Annotated in this window: 16 protein-coding genes and 1 tRNA gene; 8 read left to right on the top strand and 9 right to left on the bottom strand. The window is 71.6% G+C overall.

Annotated features, from left to right (window positions below; all coding sequences use genetic code 11):
* Positions 1–77 precede the first annotated feature (77 nt).
* Entirely contained in the window at positions 78–689 is a 612-nt protein-coding gene (locus tag ACFSNB_RS02935; RefSeq protein ID WP_377314350.1) for a ribonuclease D, read from the bottom strand.
* 400 nt (positions 690–1089) lie between these two features.
* On the opposite strand from ACFSNB_RS02935, the gene ACFSNB_RS02930 reads away from it, so the two are divergent.
* On the top strand, positions 1090–2811 hold the full coding sequence (locus ACFSNB_RS02930; RefSeq protein ID WP_377314348.1) for a GGDEF domain-containing protein: 1722 nt from the start codon (positions 1090–1092) through the stop codon (positions 2809–2811).
* 122 nt (positions 2812–2933) lie between these two features.
* Here ACFSNB_RS02930 and ACFSNB_RS02925 read toward each other — a convergent pair.
* The 3 genes from ACFSNB_RS02925 to ACFSNB_RS02915 form a co-directional block, all read right to left on the bottom strand.
* Positions 2934–3020, bottom strand: a tRNA-Leu gene (locus ACFSNB_RS02925).
* 144 nt (positions 3021–3164) lie between these two features.
* Positions 3165–3953, bottom strand: a complete 789-nt coding sequence (locus ACFSNB_RS02920) for a formylglycine-generating enzyme family protein (protein ID WP_377314346.1) — start codon at positions 3951–3953, stop codon at positions 3165–3167.
* A 34-nt stretch (positions 3954–3987) separates the two neighbouring features.
* A complete protein-coding gene (locus ACFSNB_RS02915) occupies positions 3988–5436 on the bottom strand; it encodes a cryptochrome/photolyase family protein (protein WP_377314344.1) in 1449 nt (482 codons plus the stop codon).
* 73 nt (positions 5437–5509) lie between these two features.
* On the opposite strand from ACFSNB_RS02915, the gene ACFSNB_RS02910 reads away from it, so the two are divergent.
* The 5 genes from ACFSNB_RS02910 to ACFSNB_RS02890 all read left to right on the top strand — a co-directional run bounded on the left by ACFSNB_RS02910 (position 5510) and on the right by ACFSNB_RS02890 (position 12470).
* Positions 5510–6040 (top strand): hypothetical protein, encoded by a 531-nt coding sequence (locus ACFSNB_RS02910; protein ID WP_377314342.1) that lies wholly within the window; start codon positions 5510–5512, stop codon positions 6038–6040.
* Positions 6041–6268: 228 nt separating this feature from the next.
* A complete protein-coding gene (lepA, locus tag ACFSNB_RS02905) occupies positions 6269–8071 on the top strand; it encodes a translation elongation factor 4 (protein WP_377314340.1) in 1803 nt (600 codons plus the stop codon).
* Between the two features lie 157 nt (positions 8072–8228).
* Positions 8229–9419, top strand: a complete 1191-nt coding sequence (locus ACFSNB_RS02900; RefSeq protein WP_377314381.1) for an aminotransferase class I/II-fold pyridoxal phosphate-dependent enzyme — start codon at positions 8229–8231, stop codon at positions 9417–9419.
* Positions 9420–9423: 4 nt separating this feature from the next.
* On the top strand, positions 9424–11787 hold the full coding sequence (locus ACFSNB_RS02895) for an FtsK/SpoIIIE family DNA translocase (protein WP_377314338.1): 2364 nt from the start codon (positions 9424–9426) through the stop codon (positions 11785–11787).
* A gap of 26 nt (positions 11788–11813) precedes the next feature.
* A complete protein-coding gene (locus ACFSNB_RS02890; protein ID WP_377314336.1) occupies positions 11814–12470 on the top strand; it encodes a LolA family protein in 657 nt (218 codons plus the stop codon).
* 56 nt (positions 12471–12526) lie between these two features.
* Here the strand turns inward: ACFSNB_RS02890 and ACFSNB_RS02885 are convergent, their stop codons facing one another.
* From ACFSNB_RS02885 to ACFSNB_RS02865, 5 genes are all read right to left on the bottom strand, one after another.
* Positions 12527–13846, bottom strand: a complete 1320-nt coding sequence (locus ACFSNB_RS02885) for a cobyrinate a,c-diamide synthase (RefSeq protein WP_377314334.1) — start codon at positions 13844–13846, stop codon at positions 12527–12529.
* Positions 13843–14586, bottom strand: a complete 744-nt coding sequence (locus tag ACFSNB_RS02880) for an urease accessory protein UreH domain-containing protein (RefSeq protein ID WP_377314332.1) — start codon at positions 14584–14586, stop codon at positions 13843–13845. The genes ACFSNB_RS02885 and ACFSNB_RS02880 overlap by 4 nt, the downstream gene beginning before the upstream one ends.
* A 3-nt stretch (positions 14587–14589) precedes the next feature.
* A complete protein-coding gene (cobA, locus tag ACFSNB_RS02875) occupies positions 14590–15351 on the bottom strand; it encodes a uroporphyrinogen-III C-methyltransferase (RefSeq protein ID WP_377314330.1) in 762 nt (253 codons plus the stop codon).
* Positions 15352–15449: 98 nt separating this feature from the next.
* Entirely contained in the window at positions 15450–15830 is a 381-nt protein-coding gene (locus tag ACFSNB_RS02870; protein ID WP_377314328.1) for a hypothetical protein, read from the bottom strand.
* Complete coding sequence (locus ACFSNB_RS02865; protein ID WP_377314326.1) at positions 15827–16519, bottom strand: EI24 domain-containing protein; 693 nt, start codon at positions 16517–16519, stop codon at positions 15827–15829. Before ACFSNB_RS02865 ends, ACFSNB_RS02870 begins: the two co-directional genes overlap by 4 nt.
* A gap of 135 nt (positions 16520–16654) precedes the next feature.
* On the opposite strand from ACFSNB_RS02865, the gene ACFSNB_RS02860 reads away from it, so the two are divergent.
* Positions 16655–17401 (top strand): 3-deoxy-manno-octulosonate cytidylyltransferase, encoded by a 747-nt coding sequence (locus ACFSNB_RS02860; RefSeq protein WP_377314324.1) that lies wholly within the window; start codon positions 16655–16657, stop codon positions 17399–17401.
* Between the two features lie 11 nt (positions 17402–17412).
* A complete protein-coding gene (locus ACFSNB_RS02855) occupies positions 17413–18282 on the top strand; it encodes a prephenate dehydratase (protein WP_377314322.1) in 870 nt (289 codons plus the stop codon).
* Positions 18283–18419: the final 137 nt, after the last annotated feature.

Raw genomic sequence — 18419 nt, 5'->3', positions numbered from 1 at the left:
ACGGCGCAACCGACGGGCGGTGCCGTCGGCCGGGCGTCGCGGCGCCCCGGCCCGGCCGGAGCCGGGGCGGCGGCCGATCAATGGGCGAAGATGTCTTCCTCGGCCCAGCCGGCGAGATCGAGCTCGGCCCGGTCGGGCAGGAAGTCGAAACAGGCCCGGGCCAGCGCCGTCCGCCCCTCGCGCGCCAACAGGGCGTCCAACCGCTCGCGCAGCCGGTGCAGGTGCAGCACGTCGGAGGCGGCATAGGCGATCTGCTCGTCGCTGAGGCTGGGCGCGCCCCAGTCGGAGCATTGCTGCTGCTTCGACAGCTCGACCCCGAGCAGTTCGCGGCACAGATCCTTGAGGCCGTGATGGTCGGTGTTGGTACGCACCAGCCGCGAGGCGGTGCGGGTGCAGTAGACCGGGGCGCAGCGCACGCCGAAATGGCGGCGGATCATCGCCAGATCGAACCGGGCGAAATGGAACAGCTTGGTCACCGCCGGGTCGGCCAGCAGCCCGGCCAGCACCGGCGCGTCCCAGCGCGGCTCGGGGAAATGGACGATGTGGGCGTTGCCGTCGCCGGCCGACAGCTGAACGACGCAGAGCCGGTCGCGGTGGAGGTTGAGCCCCATCGTCTCGGTATCGACGGCGATCGACGGCCCGAGATCGAGCCCGGCGGGAAGATCGCCGCGATGATAGAAATTGGTCACCGGCGCTGCTCCTTGCGTTCTGGGCCGGACCGGGCGGCACCGCCCGCCGGCCTGGACGCCCCGGAAGGGCGGCCCCCGACGGGCGCCCCTTCAACAAGGCATTGATTTAAAAGCGTTTTACCGCCCAGTTCCGCGCTGAGGTGTAGCATCCCGGCCGGAACGGATGCAAGGCTTTTGGACGCGGGGACCGCCTGGGCCCGGTCCGCGCTCCCTCCCCCGCCGGGTCCGGGGGCCCGCGGCCCGTGGCGGGCATGGGCGGAGCCCCCCACAGTCATTATCCGTTTACCGCCCGGCCCGCTTCACCCAATGATCGATTTTTCGCTCCACGCCATCCCAAATGGCGGTTATGGTTCCGCCCCGACGCTCGAGGGGATCCGGACGAAGTGGGGAGGTCGGCGGGATGTCGATCAGGTCATTCGGGAGCCTGTGCCTCGCCGCGCTGACCGTGCTGATCATCCTGGGGGCCGGGTCGCTGCTGATCGAGCGCTGGGCCACCTACCAGCGCGCCAGCCGCGCCTTTGTCGCCGAGGACCGGATCGGCCTCGCCTTCCGGGCGGCCACCACCCTCGCCGCCGAACGCGGCCCGGTCAACCGGGCGCTGCTGGTCGCCACGCCGCCGCCGGTCCTGGTCGAGGAACTGCGCACCGACGCCGCCGACAGCGACCGCGCGCTGGCGGCGCTCGAAGCGGCCCTGGCCGGCGACGGCGATCCCTTCGCCGCCCAACTGCCCGATCTGCGGGCCCGCATCGACGCGGCGCGCGCCCGGGTGGGGGAAAAGCTGCGGCGCCGGCCGGTCGAGCCGGCGCTGGAGACCAATCGCGAGGTGCTGGCGGTCTATCGCGCGGTGCTGGAGCAGATCGACCGCTTCCTCGCCGCGCGGATCGACGCCACCATCGCCCTCAGCCCGGAAACCGGGGTGCTGCTCGACCACGCCCGCGACGCCTGGAGCCTGCGCCTCCTCGCCGGCGAGAACGGGGTGCTGCTGGCCCGCATCGTCGCGCTCGGCCGGCCGATGAATCCGGCGGAACGCGACCGGCTCAACGCCACGGTCGGCGCGATCGACCAGCTCTGGCGCGACCTGACCCTGTTCGCCGCCGGCGCCAATTGTCCGCCCCACACCCGGGCCGGCCTCGCCCGGGCCCGCGACGGCTATTTCGGCCAGCACCGGCCGTTGCGCGAGCAGGTGATCGCCGCCGGGCTCGCCGCCACGCCCTATCCGGTCGATCTTGAAACCTGGCGGCGCGACTCGTTCGCCGCCAACGCCTCGCTGGTGGGGGCGATGGAGGCGGCGATCGAGGATTCCCGCCGCATCGCCGAGGCCGACCGCGCCCACGGCTTTCGCGGCATGGCGCTCGCGCTGGGGGCGATCGGCGGCGCGGTGGCGTTGGCCCTGGCGACGATGGCGCTGTTCGTCGCCCGGGTGATCGGGCCGCTGCTGCGCCTGTCCGAGGTGATGACACGGATGAGCGGGGGCGAACGCGGCATCGAGATCCCCTACCGCGACCGTCCCGACGAGATGGGCGGAATCTCGCGGGCGCTGGCGGTGTTCCAGGACAGCCTGGGCCGCCTCGCCCAACTGACGGCGCAGCGGGAGATGTGGCTGCTCGACCTCGCCAATTCCGACCACCTCACCGGCTGCCTCAACCGGCGCGGCTTCCTGTCCGCCGCCGGGGCGGCGCTGTACCGCGCCCGCCAGCAGGGGCTGCCGGTGGCGATGCTGGTGCTCGACATCGATCATTTCAAACGGATCAACGACCAGTACGGCCACGCCGCCGGCGACGCGGTGCTGCGCGAGGTGGTGCGCCGCTGCCGCGCGGTGCTGCGCCAGGGCGATCTGTTCGGCCGGCTGGGCGGCGAGGAATTCGTGCTGCTGCTGACCGATGCCGCCGAGGCCGGCGCGCTGCGGGTGGCCGAGGCGATCCGCCGCGAGGTGGCGGCGGCGCCGGTCTGCCTCGCCGGCGAACGCCCGGTCGGGGTGACCATCAGCGTCGGCCTGCTGGTCTGCCGCGACGGCGGCGGCGGGCTGGAGGAGCTGATCGCCAGCGCCGATGCCGCGCTGTTCCGCGCCAAGGACGCCGGCCGCAACCGGGTGTTCACCGCCTCGGCGCCGCTGGCCGGCTGATCGCCCCCGGGGGGAAGGAAACGTGGCCGAGCCCACAAACAAAAAAAGGCGTGGCGCCCCGGAGGGGGCGCCGCCTGTTGGCCGGCTCAACGATGTTTTGGATGCTTCCTCGCGAAGGAGGATGGTGCCCAGGAGAAGACTCGAACTTCCAAGGCCTTTCGGCCACTAGTACCTGAAACTAGCGCGTCTACCAATTTCGCCACCTGGGCAGGTAGCCTCCGAACGACCGCCGCCGTCCGAGGCCCGAAGAAATATTCGGATCTGCCCTTCCCGTCAACGCCTTTTTTTCATCGTCGTGAATTTTTTTCGCGGCCCCCCGCTTGGCGGGGCGACCGCGCTCCCGGGAGGACGGATCAGGGCTCGCGCACCAGCCGCAGGCCGATGAACGGGCATTTGACGTCGGTGTCGCTCTTGCGGGTGGTGACCCGGATCTGGGCGGGATAATTGCCCCACGACCCGCCGCGCAGCACCCGCGACAGGCATTCGCCGTCCTGGCGCGGCTTGGCGTCGGCCGGGGCGCCGGCATGGGACTCGGTCCAGCAATCCTCGGTCCATTCGTAGAGATTGCCGCTCATGTCGTAGAGGCCGAAGGCGTTGGCCGCCTTGCCCGCCACCGGGCGGGTGCCGGTGTTGCGGCTATTGCCGTTGTACCAGCCGACCGCCGCCGGATCGGAGCCGCCGCAATAGGGATCGTCGGGATGGCCGGCGCGGCAGGCATATTCCCATTCCGCCTCGCTCGGCAGCCGGTAACGCCCGGTCGAGCCCTTGTTGAGCTTGGCGACGAAGGCGTGGGCGTCCTCCCAGGTGACCTGATCGACCGGGTAATCCTCGCTTTTCTGGAATTTCGACGGATTGGTTTCCATCAGGGTCTTCCACTGGCCCTGGGTGATCTCGGTGCGCGACATCCAGAAGCCGCCGACCCGGCGCTGGTGGCGCGGCCGGTCGGTCTCGGGGCAGGCCTCGGCGCCGTCGCAGCCGATCGTCGCCGCGCCGCCCGGCACCCAGACGAAGACGATGCCGGTGGCCGGTTCGGTCCAGGTCTTACCCGCCGCCGGCTCGGCCCCGGCCGGTCCGGTCGCGCCCAGCAGCAGCGCCGCCAGTGCCATCCGCCGCAGCGCGCCGTCGATTGATCGCGTCGTCATGATCGCTCCTCCAGACTGCCGACTGACCCGCCAGTCAAATCCCGCCGCCGGCCGCCTCGCCATGACATTTCTCCATCGCCGCCAGGGCACGGCGGCGGGCGGCGTCATGTTCGACGATCGGCGCGGGATAGGTCTGGCCCAGCCGCAGGCCGGCCTGACGCAGCACCGCCGCCGGGGCCGCCCACGGCCGGTGGAGCCAGCGGTCGGGCAGCCCGGCCAGTTCGGGGCACCAGCGGCGGACATAGGCGCCGGCGGGATCGAACTTCTCGCCCTGGAGCGCCGGGTTGAAGATGCGGAAGAACGGGGCGGCGTCGGCGCCGCAGCCGGCGACCCATTGCCACGAGGCGGGATTGCTGGCCGGATCGGCATCGACCAGGGTATCGGCGAACCAGGCCGCGCCGGCGGTCCAGGGCAGCAGCAGATCCTTGACCAGGAACGACGCCGTCACCATCCGCACCCGGTTGTGCATCCAGCCGGTTTCCCACAATTCCCGCATCCCGGCATCGACCAGCGGATAGCCGGTGCGGCCCCGTTGCCACGCCGCCAGTTCGGCCGGATCGTCGCGCCAGGGGAAGGCGGCGAACGCCCCGCGCAGCGGCTGGGTGGCGAGGTCGGGCTGGCTGAACAGCAGATGGGCGCAGAACTCGCGCCAGCCCAGTTCGGCCAGGAACTTGTCGGCGTCGGCCCCTGCCGGCATCGCGTCGCGCACGGCGTGGAACAGGGCGCGCGGCGAGATCTCGCCCCAGGCCAGATGCGGCGACAGGCGCGAGGTGACGGCGCGGCCGGGCAGATCGCGCCCCTCGGCGTAGCCGGCCAGCCCCCGGTCGAGAAAGGCGGCGAGGCGGTCGCGCGCGCCTTCCTCGCCCGGGCTCCAGGCGGCGCGCAGGCCGCCGGCCCAGTCCGGCGCGGTCGGCAGCCAGCCCCAGGAGTCGAGCCGCTCCCCCGCCGGCTGGTCCGGGCAGGGGCGCAGGTCGGCCGGCTCCGGCAATGGCCGCTCCGGCAGCGGCGCGGCGCGGCAGGCGCGCCAGAACGGGGTGAACACCCGGAACGGCCCGCCGCTTTGGGTGGCGATCTCCCACGGCTCGAACAGCAGATTGGCCTTGAAGCTGCGCGCCTCGATCCCGCGCGCCGCCAGCGCCGCCTTGACCGCCCGGTCGGTCGCCACCCCCGCCGGGGTATAGCGCCGGTTCCACAGCACGCAATCGGCCCCGGTGGTGGCGATCACCTCGTCGAGCACCGCCGCCGCCGCGCCCCGGCGCAGCAGCAGGGTCAGCCCGCGCCGCTCCAGCGCGGCGGCCAGCGCGGCGACGGCATGATGGCGCCACCAGCGCGCCGCGCCGCCGTCGCTTTCCGCCTCGGCGCCGCCGGTTTCGTCGATCAGCAGCGGGATCACCGGCCGGCCCAGGGCGGCGGCGGCGTGGAGGGCAGGGTGGTCGGCCAGCCGCAGGTCGCGGCGGAACCAGACGATCGCCGGTCTTGTCATCGCGGGGTTCCTTCGTCAAAGTCGGGGCGCAGATTTCCGCAGCCGAACCCGGCTGCCGCAAGGAGGATGCCCGATGCTCCCGCACTCCCTTCGCCTGATGCCGCTGGCGGCGGCGCTGACCCTGTCGGCCGCGCCGGCCCTGGCCTCCGACGCCTCCGACGTCGCCCGCGAAACCCGGGTGCCGGTGGCGGTGGTCGAACACACCTTCGCCCAGGTCGATGCCTTCTACGCCGCCGCCAACGGACCGGCCAACCGGCTGTCGAGCGGGGTGGTCAAGGAACTGGCGCTGAAGGCGATCCGCAGCCGGATGTCGAACCTCGACGACAGCGGCCCGGGCAAAAGCTCGGAGGCCAGCGCCGAGGACAAGCACGCCACCTACCGCGTCAGCGTCCGCACCACCCGGCACGACAGCACCGAGACCCAGGACTGCTTCGACAATACCGTCACCGCGACCGCGTCGGAAGAGCTGCCGGCGATCAAGGACGGCCAGTTCACCTTCAATTCGGTCCATCCCAAGGTCAGCACCCAGTCGTGGAGCCTCGGCTTCTGCCGCTCGCCGCTGGCCGGCGGCGGCTGGTCGGACTGGGTGCCGAGCGGACGGTAAGCCGCGCGCTCCACCAATCTCCTTTTGGCGGGCTGCCGCCCGCACCCGCTTGGGGCGATGCCCCAAACCCCCTTCCCTTTTTGTAAAAAGAGGGTCCGGGGCATCGCCCCGGTTGGGTTTGGGCGAAAGCCCAAGAGTTTTCGAGAACCGCTGCGCCACCATCGCGCTACTTCCCAAAACCGGTGGCGGGCTTTATGGTCCGCCGGTTATCGAGGATAATCGGCCGCCATGACCAAGCTTTCGCACATCCGCAATTTTTCGATCGTCGCCCACATCGACCACGGCAAGTCCACGCTGGCCGACCGCCTGATCCAGTCCTGCGGCGCCATCGAGGCGCGCGAGATGAAGGAGCAGATCCTCGACTCGATGGACATCGAGCGCGAGCGCGGCATCACCATCAAGGCCCAGACGGTGCGGCTGATCTACCGCGCCCAGGACGGCGAGACCTATCAGCTCAATCTGATGGACACGCCCGGCCACGTCGATTTCGCCTACGAGGTGTCGCGGTCGCTCGCCGCCTGCGAGGGCTCGCTGCTGGTGGTCGATGCCAGCCAGGGGGTCGAGGCGCAGACGCTCGCCAACGTCTATCACGCCCTCGACGCCGGGCATGAAGTGGTGCCGGTGCTCAACAAGATCGACCTGCCCGCCGCCGAGCCCGACCGGGTCAAGCAGCAGATCGAGGACGTGATCGGGCTCGACACCAGCAACGCGGTGATGATCTCGGCCAAGACCGGGCTCGGCATCGGCGACGTGCTGGAAGCCCTGGTCCAGCGCCTGCCCGCGCCCGAGGGCGAGCTTGACGCTCCGCTCCAGGCCCTGCTGGTCGATTCCTGGTACGATTCCTACCTCGGCGTGATCATCCTGGTCCGGATCAAGAACGGCGTGCTGAAGAAGGGCCAGAAGATCCGCATGATGGCCACCGGCGCCGCCTATCAGGTTGACAGCGTCGGCTATTTCACCCCGAAGATGATCCATGTCGATGAACTGAAGCCGGGCGAGATGGGCTTCTTCACCGCCGGGATCAAGGCGGTGGCCGACACCAAGGTCGGCGACACCGTCACCGACGACAAGAAGCCGGCCGAGACGCCGCTGCCCGGCTTCAAGCCGAGCGTGCCGGTGGTGTGGTGCGGGCTGTTCCCGATCGACGCCGCCGATTACGAGGATCTGCGCGATTCGCTCGCCAAGCTGCGCCTCAACGACGCCAGCTTCCAGTACGAGCCGGAGACCTCGGCCGCGCTGGGCTTCGGCTTCCGCTGCGGCTTCCTCGGCCTGCTGCACCTGGAGATCATCCAGGAGCGGCTGGAACGCGAGTTCAACCTCGACCTGATCACCACCGCCCCCAGCGTGGTCTATCGTGTCACCCTGACCAACGGCGAGACGCTCGACCTGCACAATCCGGCCGACATGCCGGACGTGGCGCGGATCGACCATATCGACGAGCCGTGGATCAAGGCGACGATCATGGTGCCGGACGAGTATCTCGGCCCGGTGCTGACCCTGTGCACCGAGCGGCGCGGCCAGCAGGTCGACCTGACCTATGCCGGCAGCCGGGCGATGGCGGTCTACCGTCTGCCGCTCAACGAGGTGGTGTTCGATTTCTACGACCGGCTGAAATCGATCTCGCGCGGCTATGCCAGCTTCGATTACGAGATCGATTCCTATTCGGAAAGCGATCTGGTCAAGGTGTCGATCCTGGTCAATGCCGACCCGGTCGACGCGCTGTCCTTCATCGTCCACCGCAGCAACGCCGAATCGCGCGGTCGCAGCATCTGCCAGCGGCTGAAGGAACTGATTCCGCGCCAGATGTTCCAGATCGCGATTCAGGCGGCGATCGGCGGCCGCATCGTCGCCCGCGAATCGATCAGCGCCCTGCGCAAGGACGTCACCGCCAAATGCTATGGCGGCGACATCAGCCGCAAGCGCAAGCTGCTGGAGAAGCAGAAGGAGGGCAAGAAGCGGATGCGCCAGTTCGGCAAGGTCGAGATTCCGCAGAGCGCCTTCCTCGCCGCCCTCAAGATGGGCGACGACTGACCCACCCGACCCATTGATGGGATCCAAGGGCCTTGCGGCCCTTGGCGGGTGTGGGCGGAGCCCACCCTTCCGCCGCCGCCCCTGGGCGACCCGCGGGGAAAGGCGTAAAGATAGTCGCTCCGTTCGTTTTTGACGCCGGGGGGCCCAGGTGAAACCATTGCTGCTCGATACCCGTCTCGATCTGTTGCCGGACTATCCGTTTGCCCGGCTCAATGCCCTGCTGGGCGCGCCGGCCGGCCCCGACGCGGTGGTGATGTCGATCGGCGAGCCGCAGCACGCGCCGCCGCCCCAGACCGCCGAAATCCTCGCCGCCGAGGCCGGCAAATGGAACAAATACCCGCCCGCCGCCGGCACCGCCGATTTCCGCGCCGCCGTGGCCGGCTGGCTGACCCGGCGCTATGCCCTGCCGGCCGATCTGATCGATCCCGAGCGGGCGGTGCTGCCGGTGGCCGGCACCCGCGAGGCGCTGTTCCTGATCGCCCAGACGGTGTGCGGCCGCCGCCGCGACGGCTCGCGCCCGGTGGTGCTGCTGCCCAATCCGTTCTATCAGGTCTATGCCGGGGCGGCGGTGATGGCCGGGGCCGAGCCGGTATTCGTGCCCGGCGCCGGCGGCCCGACCGGCCTGCCCGATTATTCGACCCTGCCGCCGGCTTTGCTCGACCGGGTGGCGCTGGCCTATCTGTGCAGCCCGGCCAACCCACAGGGCCGGGTCGCCTCGGCCGAACTGCTGAAACGCACCATCGCCACCGCGCGGCGCCACGGCTTCGTCCTCGCCGCCGACGAATGCTATTCCGAGATCTGGGACCGCGCCCCCCCGCCCGGCGCGCTTGAGGTCTGCGCCGCGATGGGCGAGGGCCTGTCGCATGTGGTGGTGTTCAATTCGCTGTCGAAGCGTTCCAGCCTGCCCGGCCTGCGCTCCGGCTTCGTCGCCGGCGACGAGACGGTGATCGCCGCCTTCGCCCGGCTGCGCTCCTATGGCGGGGCGGCAACGCCGCTGCCGGTGCTGGCGGTGGCCACCGCGCTGTGGCGGGACGAGGCCCATGTCGAGGCCAACCGGGCCCTCTATCGCACCAAGATCGACGCGGCCGAACGGCTGCTGGGCGGCCGGTTCGGCTTCGCCCGGCCCGAGGGCGGCTTTTTCCTCTGGCTCGATGTCGGCGACGGCGAGGCGGCGGCCAAACGCCTGTGGCAGGAGGCGCGGATCCGGGTGCTGCCCGGCGCCTATCTCGCCGGCACCGGCGCCGACGGCGTCAATCCCGGCCAGCGCTTCATCCGGGTCGCGCTGGTGCATGACCCCGCCACCACCGAAGCGGCGCTGACCCGCCTCGCCGCCCTGCTCGGCGCCTAGGCCGATGGCGGCGGCCCCCGCCCGCTCGACCCGCGGCCGCGCCGGCTTCCTGCCGCGCGGCTCGATCGAGTTCCTGCGCCGCCGCCTGTTCCAGGCCGGCGGCGGGGTGCTGATCCTGCTCGCGCTGACGCTGGCCGCGATCCTCGCCACCGCCGATCCGCACGATCCCAGCATCGACACCGCCGCCGACGGCCCGGTGCGCAACCTGCTCGGCCGCCCCGGCGCAATGCTGGCCGACCTGCTGTTGCAGACGGTGGGCTGGGGCGGCGGCGCGCTGGTGGCGGCGATGCTGGCCTGGGGGGTGGTGCTGCTGGTGCGGGCCACCCCGCCGAAAAGCTGGGCGCCCCGGCTGATGCTGCTGCCGCTGGCGATGCTGAGCCTCGCGGTCGGGCTGGCCACCCTGCCCGGCGGCGATCCCGATCAATTGCCGGCCGGCCCGGGCGGCGCGCTCGGCCGCCTGATCGTCGAGGGAGTCGGCGGGCTGCTGCCCGGCAGCCTCGGCGCCGACATCGTCGGGCCGCTGGCCGGCCTGCTGGCGCTCGGCCTGCTGCTGGTGACGATCGGCCTGTCGCCGGGCGAATGGCGCGGCGTGTTCGGCCGCCTGCCCGGCACCCTGCTGCGGCTGGTGCTGCTGGTGATCCCGGCCCGGCGTGGCGCGCCGGTGGCCCGCACCCTGCCCAACCGGGCGCCGCGCCGGGCAACGATGCCGCAGGCCCCCGCCCCCCGCGCCGAACCGGGGGACGAGCCGCCGCCCTTCGCGACCGAGCCGCCCGATCCCGACGGGTTCGAGGCCGAGGCCGAAGAGGACGAGCCGCCGATTCCGGTCTCCTCCCGCCCGGCCCCGCCCCGCGCCGCCCCGGCGCCGCCGCCGGCCGGAACCCACGAACTGCCGCCGCTCGGGCTGCTGTCGCCGACCCCCGACCAGGGCGGCCAGCGCCAGACCCAGGAGGGGCTGGCCCACAATGCCCGCATGCTCGAAGCGGTGCTGGAGGATTTCGGCGTCAACGGCAAGGTGGTCAAGGTCCGCCCCGGCCCGGTGGTGACGCTGTACGAACTGGAGCCGGCCCCCGGCACCAAGACCAGCCGGGTGATCGGGCTGGCCGACGACATCGCCCGCTCGATGAGCGCGCTGTCGGTCCGCATCGCCACCATCCCCGGCCGCAGCGTGATCGGCATCGAGCTGCCCAACACCCGGCGCGAGACCGTCTATCTGCGCGAACTGCTCGAATCCGAACAATTCGCCCAGGTGCCGTCGCGGCTGACCCTGGTGCTGGGCAAGGATATCGGCGGCGGGCCGGTGATGGTCGATCTCGCCCGCATGCCCCACCTGCTGATCGCCGGCACCACCGGCTCGGGCAAGTCGGTGGCAGTCAACACCATGATCCTGTCGCTGCTCTACCGGCTGGCGCCGGAGGAATGCCGGCTGATCATGATCGACCCCAAGATGCTCGAACTGTCGGTCTATGACGGCATCCCCCATCTGCTGGCCCCGGTGGTGACCGAGCCGCCCAAGGCGGTGCTGGCCCTCAAATGGGCGGTGCGCGAGATGGAGGACCGCTACCGGGCGATGAGCCAGCTCGGCGTGCGCAACATCGCCGGCTACAACAACCGCCTGCTCGAAGCGCGCGGCCGGGGCGAGGTGCTGACCCGCACCGTCCAGGTCGGCTTCGACCCCGAGACCGGCAAGCCGCTCTACGAGAACCAGACCCTGGCGCTCGAACCCCTGCCCTTCATCGTCATCATCGTCGACGAGATGGCCGACCTGATGCTGGTCGCCGGCAAGGAGATCGAGGCGGCGGTGCAGCGCCTCGCCCAGATGGCCCGCGCCGCCGGCATCCATCTGATCATGGCGACCCAGCGCCCGTCGGTCGATGTCATCACCGGCACGATCAAGGCCAATTTCCCCACCCGCATCTCGTTCCAGGTCACCTCGAAGATCGACAGCCGCACCATCCTCGGCGAACAGGGGGCGGAGCAATTGCTCGGCCAGGGCGACATGCTCTACATGGCGGCGGGCGGCCGCATCACCCGCGTCCACGGCCCGTTCGTTTCCGACACCGAGGTCGAGCGGGTGGTCGAATTCCTGCGCGGCCAGGGCGAACCCTGCTATGTCGAGGCGGTGACCGAGGAAGAGCCGGTGGCCGAGGCCGGCGGCGGCGGCGGCGGTTCGGGCGACGATCTCTACGATCAGGCGGTGGCGCTGGTGACCCGCGAGGGCAAGGCCTCGACCAGTTTCGTGCAGCGCCACCTTCAGATCGGCTATAACCGCGCCGCCCGCCTGATCGAGCGGATGGAGGCCGAAGGGGTGGTCAGCCGCCCCAACCATGTCGGCAAACGCGAGGTGCTCGCCCGCGGCGGCGAATATTAGCTCCCTGACGAGAAAGGCAACGCCCCATGATCCGGGCCAGCTATCGAGTGATTTTCGCGGCGCTGACGCTGGCGCTGCTGGCCGCCGCCCCGGCGCGCGCGGCCGACCCCAAGCCGGCGGTGCTGTCGGCCGAGGACAAGGCCGACATCGCCCGCGCCGAGGCCTATCTCAACGCCGTCACCACCCTCAAAGCCCGCTTCCTGCAAAGCTCGCCCAACGGCGCCGCCGCCGAGGGCGACGCCTATCTGTCGCGGCCGGGCCGGCTGCGCCTGCAATATGATCCGCCCAGCCCGCTGCTGGTGGTCGCCGACGGCACCTTCCTGATCGTCTACGACCGCGAACTGGGCGACCCCAGCTACGTCCCGCTCGGCCAGACCCCGGCCGGCGTGCTGGTCCAGCCCAACCTCCGCCTTACCGGCGGCGAGGTCACCGTCACCCGCGTTTCCCGCCTGCCCGGCGTGGTGCGGATCTCGGCGGTCGAATCCGAGGACCCCGCCTCGGGCGAGATCACCCTGGTGTTCTCCGACCACCCGTTCGAGCTGAAGCAGTGGCAGGTCCGCGACGCCCAGCATCAGGTCACCACCGTCTCGCTGTTCGACGTCCGCACCGGAGTCAGCCTCGATCCCAAGCTGTTCCAGTTCGTCGATCCCAAATTCGCCAAGCCGCAGATGAATCTCAATTAAACGCGGGCTCTGCCCGCACCCGCCAAGGGCCGCAAGGCCCTTGGAACCCTTTGGTTTTAAGCCTGGTCGATCAGGTGGACGAAGGAGCCCGCCACCCGGCCGTCGGTCAGGCCGCAGGTGCCGAGGTCGCCGCCATCGGCGCCCTGGATCGTGAACAGCGGGGGGCCCTGCTCGGACAAAATTCGGGCGTAGTGGAATTCGTGGCCGCGAAAGGCGGCGCCGGCCGGGCCGAGCGGGCCGGCGGTCCGCGTCGCCGCTTGGCGGTAGCCGAGATGCAGGCGCGGGCGGGCGAACGAGGTTTCCAGGCCCAGCAGGCCGAGGAACGCATGGCGGGTGCCGTCCTGGTCCTCCAGCCCCCGTCCCAGCAGGATATAGCCGCCGCATTCGCCGAACACCGCCGCCCCACGCGCGGCGGCGGCGCGCACGCCCGACAGGAAGACATGGTTGGCGGCGAGGCGGGCGGGGTGCAGTTCGGGGTAGCCGCCCGGCAGGTAGACCGCGTCGGCGCTGGGGTCGGGGGATTGGTCGGCCAGCGGGGAGAAGGGCAGCAGTTCGGCTCCGGCGGCGCGCCAGCCGGCCAGGGTGGCGGGATAGGCGAAGGCACAGGCCAGATCGCTGGCATAGGCGATGCGCTGGCCGAGCGGCGGCAGCGGGCAGGGGGGCGGGGCGGTCAAACAGGACGGGCGGGCCAGCGCGATCAGGGCGTCGAGGTCGAGCGCCTCGGCCAGCCGCTCGGCGGTGGCGTCGAGCCGGGCCTCAAGATCGGCATGTTCCGCCGCCTGGACCAGACCGAGATGGCGGCTGTCCAGTTCGAGCCCGCTCAGCGGCGGCACCGTGCCGAGCTGGACCACCTCGGGGCAGGCGGCGCGGCTGGCGGCGGCGATCGCCGCCGCCGCGCGCGGGCTGCGCACCCGGTTGAACACCACCCCGGCGATGCCGGGGCCGGGCCGCAGCCGGTCGAACCCGGCCAGCACCGCCGCCGCCGAGGCGATCATCCCCCGCCCGTCGATCACCAGCAGCACCGGCCAGCCGGTCGCCAGCGCCAGCGCGGCGGTGCTGCCGTCGGGCTGACCGGGGGCGACCAGGGCGCCGTCGAACAGCCCCATCACCCCCTCGCAGATCACCAGATCGGCATCGGCGCCCAGCCCGGCCACCAGCCCGGCCAGGGTGGCCGGCCGCATCGCCCAGCCGTCAAGCGACAGGCAGGGCCGGCCGCTGGCGGCGGCATGAAAGGCGGGGTCGATGAAATCGGGGCCGACCTTGGCCGAGGCCACCCGCAGCCCGCGCCGCCGCAGCGCCCGCAACAGGCCGAGCGTCACCGAGGTCTTGCCGCTGCCCGACGAAGGCGCGGCGACGATCAGGCCGGGCGCGGTCAAGGCCCGCCCTCCCCCAGCGCCAGCCGGACCGCCAGCAGCCCCAGCCAGCCGGCATTGACCAGCAGCAGCAGCGGCGCCACCCGGCGCAGACGCTGGCGCCAATGCCCGGCCAGACCCTCGCCCAGCAGGGCGATCACCGCCAGCATCGGCACGGTGCCGAGCCCGAACGCCGCCATCGCCAGCGCGCCGCGCCCGGGATCCCCCGTCGCCGCCGCCGCCGCCAGCGCGGCATAGACCAAGCCGCAGGGCAGCAGCCCCAGCGCCAGCCCGAGCAGCAGCCCGCGCCGGCCGGTCGGCGCCGCCAGCAGCGGCCCCAGCCGCCGCGCCCAGCCACCGCCGAACCCGATAACGGCGAACCCGGCGACGCCGGCACGCGGCAGGGCCTGAAGGGCCAGCAGCAGCGCCGCCAGCGCCAGCAATCCCGCCCCGACATACCGCGCCGCCGGCAGATCGCGCAGCAATCCGGCCCCGGCGGCGGCGAGGGCGCCGAGCCCGGCATAGGTCAGCAGCCGCCCGGCGTGATAGGGCAGCAGCGCCGCCCCGGCCAGCCGGCGCAGCTCGCCGCCGGGACCGGCGGGAATCGCCCCCAGCCGCGCCATCACCTGGGCCAGCACCAGCGGCCCACACATCAGGCTGCAATGGGCCAGACTGCCGATCAGCCCGGCGGCGAACAGAGCGAAGACGATCCCGCTCCCATCGCCACACAGCGCCAGCCCGGGCAAGGCGTGAGCCCCATGCATCCGTCAGCCCTCCGTTTCCGGCCGCCACCAATCGAGCCGCGCCCGCAGCGCCACCACCGGCCCGACCGCCACCAGCGCCGGGGCCTTGATCCCGGCCGCCGCCGCCGCCTCGGCCAGCGCCGCGACCTTTGTTTCCACCACCCGCTGCCCGGGGGTCGCCGCCGCTTCGACCAGCGCCGCCGTCTCGGCCGGATCGCGCCCGGCGGCGATCAGCCGCTGGCTCAGCGCGGCGAGATGGCCAAGCCCCATATAGACCACCAGCACCGGCGCCAGCGCCAGCCGGTCGATCTCGTCGGGCAGGGCGCCATCCGGCCCATGCCCGGTGACCAGCGCCACCCCGCCGGCGACACCGCCGGCACTGACCGGAATGCCGGCATAGGCCAGCCCGCCGATGCCGGCGGTGATGCCGGGCACCAGCCGGAACGGCACCCCGGCGGCGGCCAGCCCCAACGCCTCTTCCGCCCCGCGCCCGAACACCAGCGGATCGCCGCCCTTCAGCCGCAACACCCGATGCCCCTGCCCGGCCAATTCGATCAGCCGGGCGGTGATCGCGTCCTGACGCGGCGAAACCCGCCCGCCCCGCTTGCCCCATTCCTCCAGCACCGCCCCCGGCCCGGCCAGCGCCAACACCCGGGGATCGATCAGCGCGTCATGCACCACCCGGTCGGCCCGCCGCAACCCGGCCAGGGTCAACAGCGACAGCAGCCCGGGATCGCCCGGCCCGGCCCCGGCCAGCCAAACCGTGCCGGCTTCGAACCGGGGCAACGCCAACGCGTCAAGATCGAACAGCGGACCCTCCTTGACTCCAGGGAATGGGTTCCAAGGGCCTTGCGGCCCTTGGCGGGTGCGGGCAGAGCCCGCGTTCAGCGACCGCCCTGCACCGCGCGCAGACAGTCGGCCTCGCCGATGCTGGCCCCGCCCGGCCCGCGCACGGTGGCATGGGCCACCGTCAGCGGCACCCCCGGCTGCCGATACAGGAACAGATCAAGGGTGCAAACCCGGCTGCGATATTGCCACACCTCGGCCGGCGGATCGCTGTGACGGAAGGCCGGCGCCCCGAACCGCCGCTCCAGTTCGGCCGCCTGCACCCCATTGAGCGCCTCAAGCGACCCCGGCGCCGGCCGCCCGGAGGGCACGGGCGCGACCGCCGCCGGCCCCCCACCCGCTCCCGGCCCGGACGGCCCGGCGCAGGCGGCGACCAGCAGGACCAGCCCGGCGGCGGCGGCGAGACGCAGCGCCCTCATGCCGGCACCCGTTCCGGCGGCGGCGCCGGCGGCAAAGCGCGGTCGAGATGAACCATGAAGGCGGTCGCCAGCACCGGGGCGGCGAGATTGAGCAACGGGATCTGGAACAGCAGATTGATCACCGCCCCGGCCAGCCACAGCCGGCCGAGATGAAGGTGAAGCTGGGCCCGCACCTGATCCGGGGTCAGGCGGCGGCTGGCGACCAGCTCGAAATATTCCCGCCCGAGCAGGTAGCCGTTGACCAGATAATTGAGGATCAGCCCGAGCCCGACCAGCAGCAAAGCGAGATAGAGCGGCGCCGCCAGCAGGGTCACCACCACCATCACCACCAGGAAGCGGGTCGAGCCGGCCAGGATCTCGCGCCAGGGCTGGACCCGGGCCGGGGGCAGGCCGGGATAATGGCGCGCCTCGACCGCGTCGGCGATCTCGTCGAGGAAGAAGCTCATCACGAAGGTGGCCAGCGCCGAGAAGAACAGCGCCGGCACCAGCCACGCCACCAGTCCGAGCGCCGCCCCGGTGCCGACATCGGCCCACCCCGAATCGAAGAAATGGAAATAATGGATCGCCACCGTCGCCCCGCCGGCCAGGGCGATCCAGCAGGCGAGCGCGGCCAGCACCCCCCGGCGCAGCACCCGGCTCAGGCCGGGGTCGCCCAACTGGGCGAAGGCTTTCCACAAGGCGGAGATCACGGGCGGGCCCCCCTGGCTGGTGACGGGCGGGAATTCAACCATGTTCGCCGCGGCCGGCCAAGCCTGTCGCAATGGCGCGGCGACGGATGTATCGTCGCCGCCCTTGGATCGGTTTCCCCGCCCGGAGTCGCCCTGATGGCCGTTACCGCCCCGCTGATCGTGATCCCCGCCCGGATGCAGGCCACCCGCCTGCCAGGCAAGCCGCTGGCCGACATCCACGGCCTGCCGATGATCGTCCATGTCTGGCGCCGCGCCGTCGAGGCCGGGGTCGGCCCGGTGGTGGTCGCCGCCGGCGAGGAGGAGATCGCCCAGGCGGTGCGGGCCCATGGCGGCGTCGCGGTGCTGACCCGGCCCGACCATCCCTCCGGCTCCGACCGGGTGTGGGAGGCGGTCGGCCGGTTCGATCCCGCCGGCCGCCACGACGTGATCGTCAATCTTCAGGGCGACCTGCCGACCCTCGATCCGGCGCTGGTCGGCGCGGTGCTGGCGCCCTTGGCCGAGCCTTCGGTCGATCTCGCCACCCTGGTGGTGGCGATCACCCGGGCCGAGGAACGCACCGACCCCAACGTGGTCAAGGCGGTGGTCGGCCTCGCCCCCGGCCAGCGGATCGCCCGCGCCCTTTATTTCAGCCGCGCCACCGTACCGGCCAATGACGGGCCGCTTTATCACCATCTCGGCATCTACGCCTATCGCCGCGCCGCGCTGGAACGCTTCGTCGCGCTTGAGCCCGGGGTGCTGGAACGGCGCGAGAAACTCGAACAATTGCGCGCGCTGGAACACGGCATGCGCATCGACGCCGCCCTGGTTGACACCGTTCCGCTCGGTGTCGATACTCCCGCCGACCTTGAGCGGGCCCGCGCCCTGCTCGCCGACCCGTCCTGATGGGGTCCCCGATGAACGATCTCCCCGATCCCGGCCTTGCCATCGCCTTCCAGGGCGAGCCCGGCGCCTATTCCCATCTCGCCTGCCGCCAGGCCTATCCCGGCATGGCGCCGCTGCCCTGCCGGACCTTCGAGGACGCCTTCGCCGCCGTGCGCGAGGGCCGCGCCCGCTATGCGATGATCCCGATCGAGAATTCGCTGGCCGGCCGGGTCGCCGACGTCCATCACCTGATCCCCTATGCCGGCCTGCACATCATCGCCGAGCATTACGAGCGGATCAGCCACCATCTGCTGGCGATTCCCGGCGCCCGCATCGATCAGATCAAGAGCGTCAAGAGCCACGTCCACGCCCTCGGCCAGTGCCGCGGGCTGGTGCGCGAACTCGGCCTCACCGCCATCGTCGGCGCCGACACCGCCGGAGCCGCCGCCGAGGTCGCGGCGCGCCAGGATCCGACCTTCGCCGCGATCGCCTCGGAACTGGCGGCCGAGATCAACGGGCTGGTGTCGCTGCGGGCCGGGATCGAGGATGCCGAGCACAACACCACCCGCTTCGTGGTGCTGGCGCGCGAGGCGCTCGAGCCCAATCCCAACCTGCCCTGCGTCACCACCTTCGTCTTTCGCGTCCGCAACGTCGCCGCCGCGCTGTACAAGGCGCTGGGCGGCTTCGCCACCAACGGCATCAACATGACCCGGCTGGAGAGCTACATGGTCGGCGGCGGTTTTGTCGCCACCCAGTTCTATGCCGACGTCGAGGGCCATCCCGCCGCCAATGGCCTGCGTCAGGCGTTGGAGGAACTGGATTTCTTCAGCCACGAGGTCCGCATCCTCGGCATCTACCCCCAGCATCCGTTCCGGGTTCACCAGCGCCTGTCGCCGGAGTAACGGCAAGTAACGCTACCGGCGCGCGCGGCGCATCCCCCCCCTCCAGAAAGAACAGGAGGGGAAACGACGATTCCTGTGGAATTGAAGCCACAGGAAACGCTATGTCTCCTCGCACACGACCAAACACGGCCTCCCCT

Source organism: Phaeospirillum tilakii, assembly GCF_042683125.1.
Classification (GTDB): Bacteria; Pseudomonadota; Alphaproteobacteria; order Rhodospirillales; family Magnetospirillaceae; genus Phaeospirillum; species Phaeospirillum tilakii.
The sequence above is the reverse complement of the archived record's forward strand: the minus strand, read 5'-3'. Positions and strand labels throughout refer to the sequence as shown.

Bases quoted from the DNA above. Each gene is read 5' to 3' on its own strand.
- ACFSNB_RS02890 (WP_377314336.1), top strand. From the start codon at position 11,814: ATGATCCGGGCCAGCTATCGAGTGATTTTCGCGGCGCTGACGCTGGCG.
- ACFSNB_RS02920 (WP_377314346.1), bottom strand. From the start codon at position 3,953: ATGACGACGCGATCAATCGACGGCGCGCTGCGGCGGATGGCACTGGCG.
- ACFSNB_RS02910 (WP_377314342.1), top strand. From the start codon at position 5,510: ATGCTCCCGCACTCCCTTCGCCTGATGCCGCTGGCGGCGGCGCTGACC.
- ACFSNB_RS02880 (WP_377314332.1), bottom strand. From the start codon at position 14,586: ATGCATGGGGCTCACGCCTTGCCCGGGCTGGCGCTGTGTGGCGATGGG.
- ACFSNB_RS02860 (WP_377314324.1), top strand. From the start codon at position 16,655: ATGGCCGTTACCGCCCCGCTGATCGTGATCCCCGCCCGGATGCAGGCC.
- ACFSNB_RS02870 (WP_377314328.1), bottom strand. From the start codon at position 15,830: ATGAGGGCGCTGCGTCTCGCCGCCGCCGCCGGGCTGGTCCTGCTGGTC.
- ACFSNB_RS02930 (WP_377314348.1), top strand. From the start codon at position 1,090: ATGTCGATCAGGTCATTCGGGAGCCTGTGCCTCGCCGCGCTGACCGTG.
- ACFSNB_RS02915 (WP_377314344.1), bottom strand. From the start codon at position 5,436: ATGACAAGACCGGCGATCGTCTGGTTCCGCCGCGACCTGCGGCTGGCC.
- ACFSNB_RS02855 (WP_377314322.1), top strand. From the start codon at position 17,413: ATGAACGATCTCCCCGATCCCGGCCTTGCCATCGCCTTCCAGGGCGAG.
- lepA (WP_377314340.1), top strand. From the start codon at position 6,269: ATGACCAAGCTTTCGCACATCCGCAATTTTTCGATCGTCGCCCACATC.
- ACFSNB_RS02895 (WP_377314338.1), top strand. From the start codon at position 9,424: ATGGCGGCGGCCCCCGCCCGCTCGACCCGCGGCCGCGCCGGCTTCCTG.